The 15,180-nt window shown below is 68.3% G+C and carries 16 protein-coding genes and 1 riboswitch; of the genes, 11 read left to right on the forward strand and 5 right to left on the reverse strand.

The features are described 5' to 3' along the window. On the reverse strand, nucleotides 1–169 hold a 169-nt coding region (locus VHB27_RS13195; RefSeq protein WP_325601127.1), incomplete at its 3' end, for a CrcB family protein. Between the two features lie 134 nt (nucleotides 170–303). Further along, nucleotides 304–380: riboswitch (Fluoride riboswitch) on the reverse strand. 298 nt (nucleotides 381–678) lie between these two features. Here VHB27_RS13195 and VHB27_RS13200 point away from each other — a divergent pair. Genes VHB27_RS13200 through VHB27_RS13240 form a run of 9 tightly spaced genes read left to right on the forward strand, consistent with a single transcriptional unit; the run spans nucleotide 679 to nucleotide 7,861 of the window. Next, the gene (locus VHB27_RS13200) at nucleotides 679–1,470 is read left to right on the forward strand and encodes a transcriptional initiation protein Tat (protein WP_325601098.1); all 792 of its coding nucleotides are present in this window, start codon (nucleotides 679–681) and stop codon (nucleotides 1,468–1,470) included. 9 nt (nucleotides 1,471–1,479) lie between these two features. Beyond that, nucleotides 1,480–2,478, forward strand: a complete 999-nt coding sequence (locus VHB27_RS13205; protein ID WP_408904000.1) for a substrate-binding domain-containing protein — start codon at nucleotides 1,480–1,482, stop codon at nucleotides 2,476–2,478. 5 nt (nucleotides 2,479–2,483) lie between these two features. After that, the gene (locus tag VHB27_RS13210; RefSeq protein WP_325601100.1) at nucleotides 2,484–3,218 is read left to right on the forward strand and encodes a c-type cytochrome; all 735 of its coding nucleotides are present in this window, start codon (nucleotides 2,484–2,486) and stop codon (nucleotides 3,216–3,218) included. After that, the gene (locus tag VHB27_RS13215; RefSeq protein WP_325601102.1) at nucleotides 3,215–4,189 is read left to right on the forward strand and encodes a c-type cytochrome; all 975 of its coding nucleotides are present in this window, start codon (nucleotides 3,215–3,217) and stop codon (nucleotides 4,187–4,189) included. Before VHB27_RS13210 ends, VHB27_RS13215 begins: the two co-directional genes overlap by 4 nt. Beyond that, a complete protein-coding gene (locus VHB27_RS13220; RefSeq protein ID WP_325601104.1) occupies nucleotides 4,186–4,323 on the forward strand; it encodes a hypothetical protein in 138 nt (45 codons plus the stop codon). Before VHB27_RS13215 ends, VHB27_RS13220 begins: the two co-directional genes overlap by 4 nt. Before the next feature lie 3 nt (nucleotides 4,324–4,326). Next, nucleotides 4,327–4,857: a cytochrome c oxidase subunit II gene (locus VHB27_RS13225; RefSeq protein WP_325601106.1), complete on the forward strand. Its 531-nt coding sequence runs from the start codon at nucleotides 4,327–4,329 to the stop codon at nucleotides 4,855–4,857. Further along, nucleotides 4,854–6,557, forward strand: coding sequence for a cbb3-type cytochrome c oxidase subunit I (locus tag VHB27_RS13230; RefSeq protein WP_325601108.1), 1,704 nt, complete (start codon nucleotides 4,854–4,856; stop codon nucleotides 6,555–6,557). The genes VHB27_RS13225 and VHB27_RS13230 overlap by 4 nt, the downstream gene beginning before the upstream one ends. Before the next feature lie 4 nt (nucleotides 6,558–6,561). Beyond that, complete coding sequence (locus VHB27_RS13235; RefSeq protein ID WP_325601110.1) at nucleotides 6,562–7,185, forward strand: SCO family protein; 624 nt, start codon at nucleotides 6,562–6,564, stop codon at nucleotides 7,183–7,185. Further along, entirely contained in the window at nucleotides 7,136–7,861 is a 726-nt protein-coding gene (locus tag VHB27_RS13240) for a cytochrome c oxidase assembly protein (protein WP_325601113.1), read from the forward strand. Before VHB27_RS13235 ends, VHB27_RS13240 begins: the two co-directional genes overlap by 50 nt. A gap of 19 nt (nucleotides 7,862–7,880) precedes the next feature. On the opposite strand, the gene VHB27_RS13245 is transcribed toward VHB27_RS13240, so the two are convergent. Beyond that, nucleotides 7,881–8,264, reverse strand: coding sequence for a copper resistance protein CopC (locus VHB27_RS13245; protein ID WP_325601115.1), 384 nt, complete (start codon nucleotides 8,262–8,264; stop codon nucleotides 7,881–7,883). Nucleotides 8,265–8,506: 242 nt separating this feature from the next. On the opposite strand from VHB27_RS13245, the gene VHB27_RS13250 reads away from it, so the two are divergent. Beyond that, the gene (locus VHB27_RS13250) at nucleotides 8,507–9,733 is read left to right on the forward strand and encodes an MFS transporter (RefSeq protein ID WP_325601117.1); all 1,227 of its coding nucleotides are present in this window, start codon (nucleotides 8,507–8,509) and stop codon (nucleotides 9,731–9,733) included. Here VHB27_RS13250 and VHB27_RS13255 read toward each other — a convergent pair. After that, nucleotides 9,711–10,199 carry a cupin domain-containing protein gene (locus tag VHB27_RS13255; protein ID WP_325601119.1) on the reverse strand — a complete coding sequence of 163 codons (489 nt, stop codon included), beginning with the start codon at nucleotides 10,197–10,199 and terminating at the stop codon, nucleotides 9,711–9,713. The genes VHB27_RS13250 and VHB27_RS13255 overlap by 23 nt on opposite strands. 229 nt (nucleotides 10,200–10,428) lie before the next feature. On the opposite strand from VHB27_RS13255, the gene VHB27_RS13260 reads away from it, so the two are divergent. Further along, nucleotides 10,429–11,880: a trypsin-like peptidase domain-containing protein gene (locus VHB27_RS13260; RefSeq protein WP_325601121.1), complete on the forward strand. Its 1,452-nt coding sequence runs from the start codon at nucleotides 10,429–10,431 to the stop codon at nucleotides 11,878–11,880. A gap of 41 nt (nucleotides 11,881–11,921) precedes the next feature. Here the strand turns inward: VHB27_RS13260 and VHB27_RS13265 are convergent, their stop codons facing one another. Continuing rightward, nucleotides 11,922–12,815 carry a LysR family transcriptional regulator gene (locus VHB27_RS13265; protein WP_325601123.1) on the reverse strand — a complete coding sequence of 298 codons (894 nt, stop codon included), beginning with the start codon at nucleotides 12,813–12,815 and terminating at the stop codon, nucleotides 11,922–11,924. 114 nt (nucleotides 12,816–12,929) lie between these two features. After that, a partial coding sequence (locus tag VHB27_RS13270) for a hypothetical protein (protein ID WP_325601125.1) occupies nucleotides 12,930–15,180 on the reverse strand: 2,251 nt, incomplete at its 5' end.

A 15,180-nucleotide genomic window follows, 5' to 3' on the forward strand; every position in this document is an offset into this window, starting at 1 on the left:
CGGCCGTCAGGGCGCCGAAAAAGCCGATGATGAAGGAACCGAGGATATTGATCAGGATCGTGCCCCAGGGGAACGCCGGCCCGGTGATCCGTGCGACCCCGATCGCCATCGCCGCGCGCGCGACGCTACCGAGCGCGCCGCCAAGGGCAATAAGAAGATAGAATATCATGGACGGCCGCCCCCGGCCACCATGGTGAGACGCGTTCGGCCCGAGGCCTGCATGGTCAACCCTCCTGTTTCCACAGCGGGCCTGGCGATATCCGGTCGGTGGAGGAAACACGACCCCACCGGCGGTGATTACCACGCCCGGTAGGAGTCATCAGCCCCCGGGCATCATCACCCACGGGCGGTTGTCGGGGAACTCCATCCCCATCGCCCGTCAGGCTAACCCAGCGTATGCCGCACCGCAACGGGGCCGCAAACCGGGCTGGACAAGCGAGTTTAGGCCGGGACATGGCGTGAGGCGGCCTGCGAAGGCCGATGCGGATCGCGGCGCACGGGGGCTCGAAAATGCCGGTCGCTTACGAAAACGCACGGAAATCCGCCAGACGCTGGTCCGAGTCCGATTTTCGGCACCTGGAATGATCGTCTAATGAGATTGAATCAAACTGCCTAATGTGTTGGTCCGTTTGCCACGTCGTATTTAGGTTCACGTGAGATTGTAACGGGAGAGACAACGTGGGTATCAACTTCAACCGCCGTGGCGCCCTGCGCAGCTTGGGATTGAGTGCGGGCGCCGGCGTCATGAGCGTGGCGATGCAGCATGCCGCGCAGGCGGCGGCGGAGCCCGCGTTGGCCCCCTCCGACGGACATCACCTGCGCGCCCTGATGGACCGCCTGGCCGAGGCGCCGCGCCGGCGTGCGTTCAAGACCGTGCCGATGATCCTGACCAATCCCGACCAGTGGGACCACGAGGCCCTGTCGGAGGTGCTCGCCTATAAGCCCAACCCCAGGCAGGCCTGGGACATGACCGACATGACCGGGCCGTGGCTGAACCTGATACGCAATTCGCTGAACGCGCAGGTCTGGTCGTTCAAGCATCCGGATTTCCTGGCTGTCGCCGAATGCCACGGCACCGCGCAGCTTGCGCTCTACGATCAGGCGATGTGGGACAAATACCAGCTTGGCAAGCTGACCGGAGGCAAGTTCCAGAGCAACACGCTCATCCTGCCGAAGCCCGCGCAGACCGCGGACGTCAAGAACTTCGAGGACCCTGCCGGCGCTTTCTCGCCCGCCGACAACTCGATCCCGGCGCTGATGGGCAGGGGCGTCGTCTTCATGTCGTGCCACAACGCGATCTGGGAACAGGCGGCGGCGCTGCTGGAACATGGCGTCAACCCGGACAAGCTGTCGCACGAGGCGCTGGCGGCGGAGCTGACGAATCACCTGATCCCGGGCGTCGTCCTCACCCCGGGTGCCGTCGCGACGCTGCCGGAGCTGCAGCAGGCCGGCTTCCACTACATCGCTTGAGGCCCGGCCATGAGTATCATGCGTCATATCCGCGCCGGCATGGCGGGGCTCGTCCTGCTGGCGGCGCCGGCATTCGCCCAGGATACCGGGTGGAAAGGCCAGGCCCAGCCCCCGCGCTACCAGGAACAGGTGTTTCCGCCGTGGCAGCACGGCGCCAACAACGACGCCGTCAAGCGGGGCTTCGACTTCACCGTGCCCGAAGTCGACGTGCTGGCCGATTTCCATGGCGACATCACGAACCCGAAACTCGTGCTGTATGTCGGCGGCAACTACTTCTTCGCGATGGCGCCGCTGGTGCAAGCCTTCGAGACGGCGCATCCCGAGTACAAGGGCCGCATCTACTGGGAGACGATCCCCCCCGGCCTGCTCGTCGACCAGATCAAGGCGGGCGGTACCATCACCGTCGGCAACATGACGTGGACGGCGAAGCCCGACGCCTACCTCGCCGGGCTGATGAAGGTGAAAGGCCTGATCAAGGATGGCCTGCTCGAAGCACCGGCCGTTCCTTATGTAACGAATACCCTCACGATCGTGGTGCCGAAGGGCAACCCAGGGCACGTCGCCGGCCTGGCTGATCTCGGCCGTCCCGGATTGCGCCTTGCCATGCCCAATCCGGCGTTCGAGGGCATCGCCCGGCAGATCAAGGCGGCGCTGGCCAAGGCCGGCGGCGATGCGCTGGCGACGGCCGTCTACGACACCAAGGTCAAGGACGGCAGCACCATCCTGACGCATATCCATCACCGCCAGACGCCGCTTTTCCTGATGCAGGGCGTGGCCGACGCCGGGGTGACATGGCAGTCGGAGGCGATCTTCCAGGAGCAGGCCGGACATCCGATCGAGACCGTCGCGATACCGCCCCAAGACAACGCGACGGCCATCTATGCCGGCGCGGTCGTCAAGGGAGCGGCGCATCCCCGGGCCGCGCAGGCCTGGCTCAGCTTCATCCGGTCGCCGGACGCGCTGCATATTTTCGAGCGTTACGGCTTCAAGCCCTATACCGCCGGCTGATGTCGATGATGGGAACCACGCGCGAACGCAGGCCCGCCCTGGGCGCCACCCTCCGCCGGTTCTCCGGCTGGGTGGCGTACGGCACCGGCTCCGCCATGATGTTTGCCATGACGATCGCGGCCGCGCCGGCGCAAGCGGGGGATGCGGACATCGCCGCCGGCCGCGTGATCGCCGTCCAGGGCGCCGCCGCTGGCCAGCCCGCCTGCGCCGCCTGCCACATGGCGGATGGCGCGGGCCAGCCCGAGGGCGGGATTCCCGCACTCGCCGGGCTGAATGCCGGTTACATCCGTGACCAACTCACGTTCTTCGCGGAAGGCCAGCGTACCCATCCGATCATGCAGCCCTTCGCGAAGATGCTGACGGCCGAACAGCGCGGCCAGGTCGCGGCGTATTTCGCGAGCCTGCCGGTGCCCGCGCCAGCCGAGTCCACGCCCCCTCCCCAATCCCTGCTGGAAACGGGACGGCGGTTGTTTCAGGACGGCGATTTCCGGACCGGATTGCTGGCCTGTGCCAGTTGCCACGGACCGGACGGCCAGGGAGTCGGCGACTTTTCGCCGCGCCTCGCCGGCCAGTCGGCGACTTATGTGACGGAGCAGCTCGATACTTGGAAGGCGGGGAACCAGCGTGATCCGAACGGCGCGTTCATGCGCGCCGAGTCCGGTCATCTGTCGGACGCGGACATCGCTGCGGTCGCCGCGTTCATCGAGGTGCTGACCAAGGGGAAGGACAACAAACCATGAAGCCGATCGCCATGCTTGGCGTGGCCGCGATCGCGGCGGCGGGACTGGCGGCGGGGGCATGGCACCTTGCGGCGCCGGCCAGCGCGGACACTCCACCCGCGGCGGGCGCCAGCACCCCACCGGCGGCCGAACAACAACTGTTCCAGCCGCCGCCCGACAGCGCGATTCCCAAAGGCCCGTTCGGCGACGAGGTGCGCAAGGGCGAAGCCATCTTCCGCGACACCGGCGCCAACGCGTCGCAGTTCGTGGGCAACGACCTGCGGTGCAGCAACTGCCACCTGCAGGCCGGGCGCCTGGCCGGTGCGTCGCCGATGTGGGGCGCCTATGTCTCTTATCCCGCCTATCGCAGCAAGAACGGGCACGTGAACTCCTTCGAGGAACGGCTGCAGGGCTGCTTCCGCTACAGCATGAACGGCAAGGTTCCCAAGCTGGGCGATCCGGTGCTCGTCGCACTGGAAAGCTACGCCTACTTCCTGGCGAAAGGGCTGCCCACTGGGGTGAAGCCGGAGGGCCGTGGCTTCCCGCCACTGTCGAAGCCCGAGATGCCGGCGGATTATGCCCGCGGCCAGCAGGTCTATGCGCAGCATTGCGCGGCCTGCCATGGCCCGAGCGGGCAGGGGCAGTCCTCGGGCGGCAAGGTGGTGTTTCCGCCGTTGTGGGGGGCGAGGTCCTTTAACTGGGGCGCCGGCATGGCGTCGGTGAAGAACGCCGCCGAGTTCATCCGCGCCAACATGCCCTTTGGCCTTGGCGGCACGCTGACCCCGCAGCAGGCTTGGGACGTCGGCTTGTTCATCGACAGCCAGGTTCGTCCGCAGGATCCGCGCTTCACCGGCAATGTCGCGGACACGCGCAAAAAGTTCCACGACACGCCGATGTCGATGTACGGCACGACGGTGAACGGCGCCGTCCTGGGCGACCCTGCCTCCACGCCGCCCTTCGGCACGGTGCCGAACGCCGGTGCCGGCAAATGAACGACCCGGCGCCACACGATGCGGCGGCGAAGCCGATACGCCCCGTGGGCGCCTGGGTCATCGCCGGCTTCCTGACCGTCGCCATCGTCGTCACCTGGGTTCTGGTGGCGGTGATCTTCCACGCGCGCAGTTGACACATGAGCGACGCCTCCCACGACGCGGACTTCGAAGCCGCCTTCCACCGATCGGCCGAACGGCATGAGCGCGTCTGGGTCTTCATCGCGATCGTGATGCTGGCCTTGCTGCTGGTCGGGTCGATGTTCTTCGTGGTGCTGGACTACGGCGTGATCGTGCGCACCGCCGGCTTCCAGGCTGATCCCGCGGCCTCGCCGGCCGTCGGCCCGGCGGCCGATGCCGGGCTGGTGCGCACCGGGCCGAATGCCTATGCGGTCCACATGCAGGCTCATCTCTGGGCCTGGACACCGAGTCCGCTGCACATTCCGCAGGGCGCCACCGTGACGTTCTATGTCACCAGCAGCGACGTGCTGCACGGGTTCGAAGTGCAGGGAACGACCATCAACGTCACCGCCGTTCCCGGCATCACCGGCACCGTGACCTATACGTTCGATCATGTCGGGATATATAATATCATCTGCAATGAATATTGCGGCATCGAGCACCAGGCCATGATCGGTCGCATCGTCATCGATCCCGCGAGGCCGGCATGAGCGCCGCGGCCGGATCGTCGATCGCGTTGCCGAACCAGGATGCGCTGGCGGCATCGCGCCGCCTGATGGCGGCCTTCCTGGTCTGGGGGTTCTCGGCGCTGCTGGTCGGTGCGTCGATCGGCCCGTTGCAGGCGTTGAACTATGCCGGCATCGACCTGTATCCCGCGCTCCGCCCCGTGCTGCAAAGCTATTACGAGGGGTTGACGATCCACGGCGTCCTCAACGCCTATGTCTTCACCTTCTTCGTCGTCTCCGGCCTGCTGGTCTACCTGCCGGCGCGGGAGCTGGACCTGGCGCCCAACATGACGCTGTGGCGGCTGTGTTTCGGCATGATGGCGGTCGGGACGCTGATGCTGCTCTACGCCATGTTCGACAATTCATCGAGCGTGCTGTGGACGTTCTATCCGCCGTTGAAAGGCAGCCCGTTCTTCTATCTGGGCATGACGATCGTCGCCACCGGCAGCCTGCTGCCGCTGCCTATCGTGCTCGACCTGCGTGCCCGCTGGAAGGCGCGGCATCCCGGCGAGATCACGCCGCTGGTCACTTACATGAGCGCGGCCACCATGCTGATGTGGCTGTTGGCCGCCGGCGGGGCGGTGATCGAGCTGGTGGCGCAGCTCGATCCCTGGTCCCTGGGCCTGACCCGGACCGTCGACCCGATCATCGGGCGCACGCTGTTCTGGTGGACCGGACATCCCATCGTCTATTTCTGGCTGATGCCGGCCTATGTGTCCTGGTACGGGCTGCTGCCCCGCCAGGTCGGCGGCAAGCTGGTCTCCGATCCGATGGCGCGGCTGACCTTCGCGATGCTGGTGCTGTTCTCCCTGCCGGTCGGCAGCCATCACCAGTTCGTCGATCCCGGCTTCTCCCAGATCTGGCGCGGCGTGCTGACCGCGCTGACGCTGTCGGTCGCGCTGCCCAGCCTGGTCACCGCCTTCACCATCGGACTGACGCTGGAATATGCCGGGCGGCTGCGCGGCGGGCGCGGCCTGTTCGGCTGGTTCACGGCCCTGCCGTGGAGCAATCCCAGCGTCGCCGCGCAAGTGCTGGCGATGCCGACATTCATCTTCGGCGGTGCCGGCGGCATCGTGAACGGAAGCTGGCAACTCGACAATATCGTGCACAACACGACCTGGGTGCCCGGCCATTTCCACATCACGGTCGGCACCGTCTCGGCCATGACCTTCATGGGCATCGCCCTCTGGATGCTGCCGCATCTGACCGGCCGGCGGCTGCTCAGCCGGCGCGTCGCGCTGCTGGCCGTGTGGCTGTGGTTCATCGGGATGTCGGTGTTCGCGCTTGGGATGCATTGGGCGGGGCTGTATGGCGTGCCACGCCGAGCCTGGGTCTCGTTCCTGCCGCATAGTGTCTACGACCGGGTGTATGGCCTCGCCCACGTGCCGCTGGCCTTGGTCGGGGTCGGCGGGTCGATCCTGTGGCTGGCGACGCTGACCTTCTACATCGTGTTCTTCGGCAGCCTGTTCACGGGCAGGCTGCTCGCGCCCGAACCGATCCCCTTCGCCCAGGCCTTCGGGCAGGAGGAGGGGCACGCGGCCCCGCCGTCCGCCCTCGCGCGCGTGCTGGAGCATCTCGGCCTTCTGACCTTGCTGACGGCGGTCGTGACGGCGGCGGCCTATATCCCGATCTTCTGGCCGTTCCTGCACCACGTCACCGCCGCGCCCGGCTGGAAAGTGTGGTGAGGTGATGCCCCGCCCCGTGCCGAACCTCCGCCGTCGCGCCATCCTGCGTGGTCTGGCGCTGGGTGTAGTGGGCGGCGGGGCGGCGTTGTGGATCGCGGCGGGACGCAAGGCGACCCGCTTCGCCTATGCCGGCACGCCGGACACTCGGCAGCCCGTCATCCCGCTGGCGCTGCCGGACGACCAGGGCGGCCAATTCGACCTGTCCCGCCATCGCGGCCAGGTGGTGATGATCTATTTCGGCTACACGCACTGCCCGGATGTCTGTCCTACGACGCTTGGCGTGATGGCCGACGCCATGCGCGACCTGGGACCGGACGCGCCGCGCGTGCTGCCCGTGTTCGTCACGCTCGACCCGAAGCGCGACACCGCCGCCGCGCTGCATGTGTATCTCGCCAATTTCGACCCGCCGCCCCTGGGCCTCTCCGCCGGCCCCGCCGCGACCGCCGCCGCGGCGAAGGACTGGGACATCGCCTGGCGGTTCGCCGATGGCGGCGCGTTCATCGACCATAGTTCCGTTGTCACCGTCGTCGGACCCGATGGGCGGGTCCGGCTGCGCTATGGTTTCTCCCAGCTTCAGGATGGCCGCGTCCTTGCGAACGATCTCCGGCATCTGCTGTGCGAGGGCTGATCGGCCCGCACGCCGGCAACACGGCCGATGGCCTGCCCAATGGCGGCCTGCCCAATGGCGGCCTGCCCAATGGCGCGCCTGGCGGCGCATGACCATCGGTGCGTTCGGACTGGTCGTGGCGGGCGGGGCGGCTTTGGCCCTGCGCGATCCGCTGGCCTCGATGGCCAGCTACACGGCGGGGCTGATGGTGCTCAACCAGGTGGCGCCGCCGCTGCTGCTTGCAGCCCTGCCGGCGGAAGGGTCGGGGCGGTACAGGGGCGCGGTCGCCACCGTGTTCGATCCCTGGATCGCCACCGCCCTGTTCGTCGGGTTCAGCATCGCGGTCAGCGTTCCGGAGGTCCTCGACCCGACGCTGGCCAACGCGCTCTATGCCGCGCCGCTGGGGCTGCTCATGCTGGTGTCGGGCGTGTTGTTCTGGGGGCAGATCTTTCCGGCGACGCGAAGCCTGCGGACGCCGTGGCGGATCGCCCTGCTGGCCTGGACCGGCGGCATCCCGATGACGGTGGTCGCGCTGGTGTGGATGCTGTCATCCAGCGTGATCTACACGCCCTATCTCGACGTGATCTGCCGCTGGGACATCCCGCCGCTCGCCGATCAGCGATGGGCCGGCCTCATCATGTTCGTGGCCGGCGTGCCGCTGCAGGTCGCCGCCGCGTGGTTGCTTTTGGCGTTGTGACCGCGTGGCGGCACAGCCTTCAGGGCGCGACGGAAAACGGGATGTCGCCGGTGGAGACGGTCCCGTCGGCCGCGGACCTGACCTCCCAGTGAAGCACGTACTGGCCGGGAGGGGGCGTCTCGCCCGCGGCGAAAAGGACATCCGGGGCGCTGTTCACCACGGCCGGCAACGACTGGACCACGCGCCTCCCTTGCCTGATGTCGATCCGCGACGTGCGGTGATCCACCAGCCCATCGAAGTGGATGACGTATTCCGCGTGGCGCCCGTGAATGATCGCAGCCGCCTTTGGCTGCGACTGGCGAACGTGAAGCGGCCCCGCATCCGCGCCGCTGCCCAGGATCAACCCGGCGAACAACACGCCGGCCCATAGCGTTGACCGGCGTCCCGGTCTGGACATCTGCATCGCACTCGCTCCTCGGCAGTCGACTCGAGCCTGGTTCCACCGGACGCCCGGATGCCCGATCCTTGCGGGAGGTACAATCCCCGCGGCCGCCGGATCCCGGACTATGCGCATGGGGACAGCCTGCCGCAAATCTTCGCCCGCAGCCGGAAAGATCGGCCCCTGCCCGTATCGATTTGACAGGCCGGAAACGCCGGTGATACCCGCGGACCCTTACATCAAACTGCAAGAGAGGCATCGCCGGCATGCGTCCATCCGCTCCCGAAGGATCGGAGTTCGCGCGGGGCTGGACGGTCGTCCTTGCCGCGTCGGTCGGCGTCGGCCTTGGGATCACCGGCGTGCCGATCTACACGATCGGCCAGTTCGTCCGACCGCTCGCCGAGGCCTTCGGCTGGAGCCGCGCCACGATCGCCGGCGGCCTGACCGTCCTGACCGCCTGCGGGGTGCTGACGGCCCCGCTCGTGGGCGTCCTGGCGGAGCGTTTCGGCGTCCGCCGCGTCGCCATCGCCGGCATGATCGGCCTCGCCGCGGGGTTCCTGGGATTGAGCCTGAGCGGTGGGTCGGTGGAGGCCTACTACCTCGGCTGGGCCGCGCTGGCGATCCTGGGTGCCGGCACGTCGCCCATCGTCTGGACCGCCGCCGTGGCAAGCTGGTTCGAGCGGAACCGCGGATTGGCGCTGGGGATCACGCTCTGTGGCACCGGCGTGGTCGCCGTCGTCGCCCCCGCCGTCGTCGGCGGCATCATCGGGTCCTTTGGATGGCGCGCCGCGTTCGGCGCGCTGGCGGCGGCACAGATCGTCATCGGCTTGCCGGTCGTCCTGCCTCTTTTCCGGTCGCGCGTGTCCACCCCCGCCACCAGCGAAGTGCCGGACACCCCACGCTCGGGCATGACCCTGCGGGACGCGGCGGCATCTACCCGGTTCTGGCGGTTGATCCTGGCCTTTTTCCTCATGGCGATGGTCATTGGCGGCTTGATCGTCAACCTGCCGGCGATGCTTGCCGATCGCGGCGTGGATTTCGCCCGGGCATCGGCTGCGTTGGGCCTGCTGGGCGTCGCCGTCATCCTCGGGCGGCTGACCGTGGGCTTCCTGGTGGATCGCCTGGCCGCGCAGTTCGTGGCGGCGGTCTATATCGCGCTGCCCTCGGCGGCGTGCCTGTTGCTGGCGCGGCATGGGTCCGCCGTCCCGGCGGTTGTATTGACGGGTCTCGCGGCCGGCGCGGAGGTCGACCTCCTCGCGTTCCTGATCGGCCGCTATTTCGGCCTGCTGCACTACGCCCGTATCTACGGCTGGGCATTGTCCGCCTTCAGCGCGGGGATCGGCGTCGGCCCGGTCCTCGCGGCCCGGGTACGCGATACGAGCGGCAGCTATGGCGTCGCGCTTTATATGTTCGCCGCCATGGCCGCCACTGCCGCGCTGCTGGTCGCGAGCCTGGGCGGCGGACGCCAGGTTACGCCGGCGGCGCGAAGATGATGTCGTACCCGGCGCACAGCGCGCCCACCTCCTCGGGCGACGGCGCACCGTGCGCGCGGGCGGTCAGTTCGGCCAGCGCGGCGAACATGCGCTGCATGTTGCCGCCGGGCGTGAGGAACACCAGCATCCGGCCGGGAACGTCCGTCGGGTTGCGGAAGCCGTGCAGCCGTCCCCTGGGGCCGTAGAAGATGCCGCCTTGCGGTAGCCTGGTCGGTCCAGCCAGGTCGTCGCCGGTGATCTCGATCGTGCCTTCGATGACATAGAAGATCTCATCCTCCCGGTGGTGCGTGTGCGGCGGGATTCCGTGGCCGGGCGCCACGACAAGCTCGATGCAGGCCAGCGCCCCGCCGGTCTGCTGCTCCTCCAGCCGATAGGTATGGGTGACGGTCATCACCGTCTCCGCCCGGCCGGTGCCGGGAAAGCTCAGGATATTGCGTGACGTGGGGCGTGGTGCGGGCTGATCCATGCCGGTTCCTCCTGGTGGATTGGTGACGCGGTCTTGGCAGGTCCTATCGATTCCGCAAGGTGGCAGACCGGCCTTGCAGGCCAAAACTACCAGGGTACGTTGGGAAACCCGTGCAAATTCATTCCATGACTGGTTAAGTTGGCCAGGCTGGATCGGGATTCCGGATCGTTCGATCATCCGGATGCCCGCACGAGGAGAATGTATGCCAGCGAAAGCAAGGGGGGCTGTCATGTCCGATCGTCGGCTTGGAGTATCGCGACGCCCGTGGGCCGCTTCTTTCGTCCTCGGCCTGTCGGTCTTCTTCGGGGCCTTGGGCGTGGTGCCGCCGGGCGCCGGCGCCCGCGCGGACGATGCGCCCGCCGGCACCGCCACGATCCTCAACGGCGTACTGCCGAGCGTCGTGAACATCACGGTCAGGAAGGATGAATCGGCGGCGACGAAGACCGGGGCCGCGACCGCCGGGGCACAGCCGGGTCCGGTCATCAAGGCCTTCGTGGGTTCGGGGTTCATCATCGACCCGTCCGGCCTGATCGTGACGAATTACCACGTCGTGCAGAACGCGTTCCTCATTACCGTGACCCTGTTCGATGGAACCGTTTTGAGCGGAACGACCCTGGGCGCCTCCCGATATGCCGATATCGCCCTGGTCAAGGTGACGCCGTCTCATCCCCTGGTCGCCGCCCGGTGGGGCGACAGCGACAAGATGCAGGTCGGGGACCAGGTCTTCGCCGCCGGCAATCCCTTCGGCCTTGGCGTTTCGGTCTCGGCCGGCATTGTCAGCGCGCTGAACCGGGACATCCAGAATTCGCCATACGACGACTACATCCAGACGGACGCGGCGATCAATCACGGCAATTCAGGCGGCCCGCTGATCGACATGCGCGGCCACGTGATCGGCGTCGATTCGGCGATCATTTCACCGGACCCCGGCTCCGTCGGAGTCGGTTTCGCCCTGCCGTCCAACAATGCCCGCTTCGTCGTCGATCGGCTGCGCACCTACGGCTGGATCCACCCCTCCTGGCTCGGCTTGAAAGTTCAGGCGGTGACACCGGAACTGGCCAACGCGTTCGGCCTGAAGAGCGACCACGGGTCCGTGGTGTCCTGGATCTTTCCCGGCAGCCCGGCGGAAAAAGCGGGCCTTATGATCGGCGACATTATCCAGCGCCTGGACAAAGGGGAACCGAGCGACGACCGGGCGCTGCTGCGCGACATCGCGCAACTGCCGGTGGGGTCCCACATCCGGTTCCGGGTCGACCATGCCGGTCAGGAGCAGACGCTCGACATGGTCACGCAGGAATGGCCGCGGAACCGATGGGATGAGAACGACGCGCCCCTCAAAGTGGTGCAACCGAAGCTCTCCATCCCGCGCAACCTGGGCTTGACCCTCGGGCCGATAACGGCGGACGAACGGAAGACCATGGGACACCAGGCCGACATGCCGGGCGTCGTGATCAAGGACATCCTCCCCAATTCGGACCCGATTCAGCAGGGCCTCGTGGCGGGCGACATGATCCTGCGGGTGCAGGACAAGCCTGTCGGGACGCCGGAGGAGGCGGCGGCCGCGATCAATGCGGTACGCGCCGAAAAGCGTGACTACGTGGCGATGCTGGTCCTTCCGAAAGTGCGGACCGTACCGGGTCCCAGGTGGTATTCGCTGGCCCTGACCCCGGACGGGAACTGATCGGGCGGGAGGCACCGCGGATCAGTGCCGCCGCGGATCGATCATTCCGCCGCGACCGCCTGCAACGGAGAGGGGCGGGCCACGGCCAGGAATGCCTTCAGCGCGCTGCTGGGATGGATGTCGTTCCTGTGGACGAACGTGGTCGCGACGCGGGCGTCCTTGGCGGGAAGGTCATGGGCCGCCACGCGTCCCTCCCGCCAGAAGGGGCCGACGACGGCCTTTGGCAGCAGGGTGATGCCCACGCCTGCCGCGACACATCCGATGATGGCGTCCAGCGAACCGAATTCCAGCGGCCTGGCCGTCTGCACGCCTTGTTGGGCCATCAGGTTTTCCAGGCGCTGCCGATACGAACAGCCGCGCCGGAAGACGATGATCTTGACCTCCCGAAGCTGGCCCATCTCCTTCAGGGTCCGGATGCCGGGGGCGGTCACCAGCACCAGTTCCTCCTGGAACACCGGCTCCTCGGCCAGGTCCGGATGCTGCACGGGACCGGCAACGAACGCGCCGTCGACCCTGTAGTCCAGCACGTCCTCGATCAGGCTCTGGCTCGTCCCGGTCGTGAGCGCCACGTCGACGCCAGGATAGGCCTGCGTGTAGGCCGCGAGGATCGGCGGCAGGCGGAGTGCCGCGGTGGTTTCGAGGGAGCCGACGCGCAGGGCGCCGCGGGGCACGCCGTCATCGCGCGCCGCGTCATACGCCTCTTTCAGAAGGGCGGACAGTCGCGCGGCATAGGGCAGAAGCCGTTGCCCCGCCGGCGTCAGCGTGACGCCGCGGCGGCTGCGGTCGAACAGCGGCGTACCCACCTGTTCTTCGAGGATGCGGATCCGGGCCGTGACGTTGGACTGAACCATGTTGAGCTCGACGGCCGCCCGGTTCATGCTGCCGTGCCGCGCCACCGCTTCCAGCACGCGTAGCTCCGCGTAATCCATGTCCATCCTGCCAGCTTCTGTGCCTGGTTCTCATAGATGGTGCTGAGCAGGCCGCCAAGCGATCTCATTTTCCGATGGCGCCCGTGGGCGTCGACAAAGGCAGACGGTTCTCGCCCCGGATCACCCTTCCACGATCGCATGGCCGACATCGGTCAGCGCTGCCGCCGCGCCGAACGACGCCGCCAGCGAGCTCAGCGACAGTCCCGACAGGGTGCCGTCCGCGTTCCAGGTGTCGATGTCCCCGTTCGCCGGCGCCGGGGATGGGCGCACGATCTGCACCATCGACAGCCGGTCGCTGCCGCGGTCATCCAGCGCGCGGATCGCCTTCACCAGCTCTGCCGGGTCCTCGGGCACCCGCGTCGCCGCGATGCCCAACCGGTCGGCCAGCAACTGGATGCGGAACGCGCGCACGTCCTGTGGCCGGCCGTCGACCAGCCGCTCATCGAACACCGCCGCCGCCAGCGAGCTGTCCCAGGTCAGGCCTCGCCGCCACAGATGCGTGGTGCCGGTCAGGGCGAACGCGTCGTCGATCACGACCGAGGTCGAGGCGAAGCGGATCGACCGCCCCTCGCCGGCACCGGGCGAGAACAGCGCGAACCGGTCCGGAGCGGCAGCGCGGATGGCGTCCACTGCGTCCATCAGGCAATGGTCCCGCACGGCCTGCAGCATCTTCGGCGTGCCGGGCAGCAGCAGCGTGGGCACGCACAGCACGACCCGCAGCCCTTTGCGCGTATTCAGCCGCGACAGCAGGTGCTGCCACAGCGTCACGTTGTCTCCGCCGGGGTTGATCGCCAGTTGGTCGACCGCCGGCGTCTCCAGGTAGACCAGGTCCTGCGCCCGGTCGATCGCTGCCAGCAGCGCGAACAGCGTTTCCGCCATGCCGAAGGCCGACGCCATGATCCGCCGGTCCAGGGCGCGGCTGATGCTGTCGGTCTGCGCGCCGATCGCGTTGCGCAACTGCGTCCCCGCGGTCCCGGTGGCGCCGGTCAGGCCGTTCAGCCAGGTCTCGAACTGCGACACCTCCTGGCTCAGCGGGAAGACATTGCTCGACGTGGCGGCCAGTCCGGCACCGGGAATGCCTTCCATGCCCAACGCGCCGGTGCGCAATACGGCTGCGACCGGACCGGCGCCGCTGCCGTCGGCGATCACCGGCAACGCCGTCGCCGCCTCCGCCGCAACGGCCAGCTCGCTCTGGATGGCGATGGAGCGCGCCGGGTCGGTCAGCGATTGCACGAAGCCGAAGCCCAGGCCGGCGGTGCGCTCCCGCACATATTCCGCCACCGCGACGGCGGGCGCGCCGGACAGCGACACGCCGGCGCCGTGCGTCTCGATCGACGCGGGCACGCCCGGATGGCCGTGGAAATAGTCGCCCCCCGGCTCCAGCGCCCACGGCACTGGTGCGGTGCCGCCGATCACGGCGGTAGCGGCGCTGGCGGTGCCGGTCGCCGCTGCGACCTCGAACCGGTCCAGCAGCGTGTAGGGTACGGAACTCGCGGTGACGCCGGTCAGCCCCGACCGGTCCAGTCGGTGCAGCCGGTTGCCCAGCTTGGCACCGAGGCCGCCGGTCGGGTCGCCGCCGGTGGTTGGCTGGTACGGCAGCGGATGCCCGACGGCGTCGGCTCGGTCCGGCGTCGAGCCATAGGCCGGGCTGGTCAGGGAGGCGATGTCCGTCGCCTGCAGTTTGTTCAGCAGCGTGACCGCGTCCCAGCTTGTGGCCGACAGGCCGGTGCGATCGACGATCGAGGGCGGTGAACCGGTCAGCACCACGTGCCCGCCCGGCGGCACCGCGCCGGCCGGCAGGCTGCCGCTGCCGGACACGCCGGTCTCGCACACCACCCAATTGCCGCTGACCGATGTCGGTGCTGCGCCGGATTGCGGGGCGGGCCGGTCGAAGCGGCAATCGCCATAGGTCCGCTGCGGCGGCGTGGCGCCGGCCAGCAGGACCAGGATATCCATCCCCAGCTTGCCCGCCGCGTCGACACGGCCGTTGGGCAGCACCATGACCAGCCGGACCAGTCCCGTCGCATCGGCCCGTCCGCCGCCGCCGGTCAGTTGGAAGTGCAGCCCGGTCGCCAGGTCGAAGCCCTGGGGCCAGGCGCGCACCCAGGCGCCGGACCCGGCGGCGCCGAGATTGACCTCGACCAGCACCGCCTGCGGCGCGCCGGCCAGGGTGCCTCCGCCGACCAGGGGCTGCACCCGGTATTGCCCCGCGGCGGGCGTGTCGGTCCCGGCATCCGCCAGCGTCGTGGGCAGCGGCCCCGCGCCCGGCGACGGCACGGATGCCGAGGCCTGACCCCAGACCGTGTCGGCGATGCCAAGGACGAACCGCGTCGGGCTGGCAGCGTTCGGCAGCGCCAGCATCGCCGTCGCC

The sequence above is a fragment of the Rhodopila sp. genome (genome assembly GCF_035548235.1).
In the GTDB taxonomy this organism is placed as follows: Bacteria; Pseudomonadota; Alphaproteobacteria; order Acetobacterales; family Acetobacteraceae; genus Rhodopila.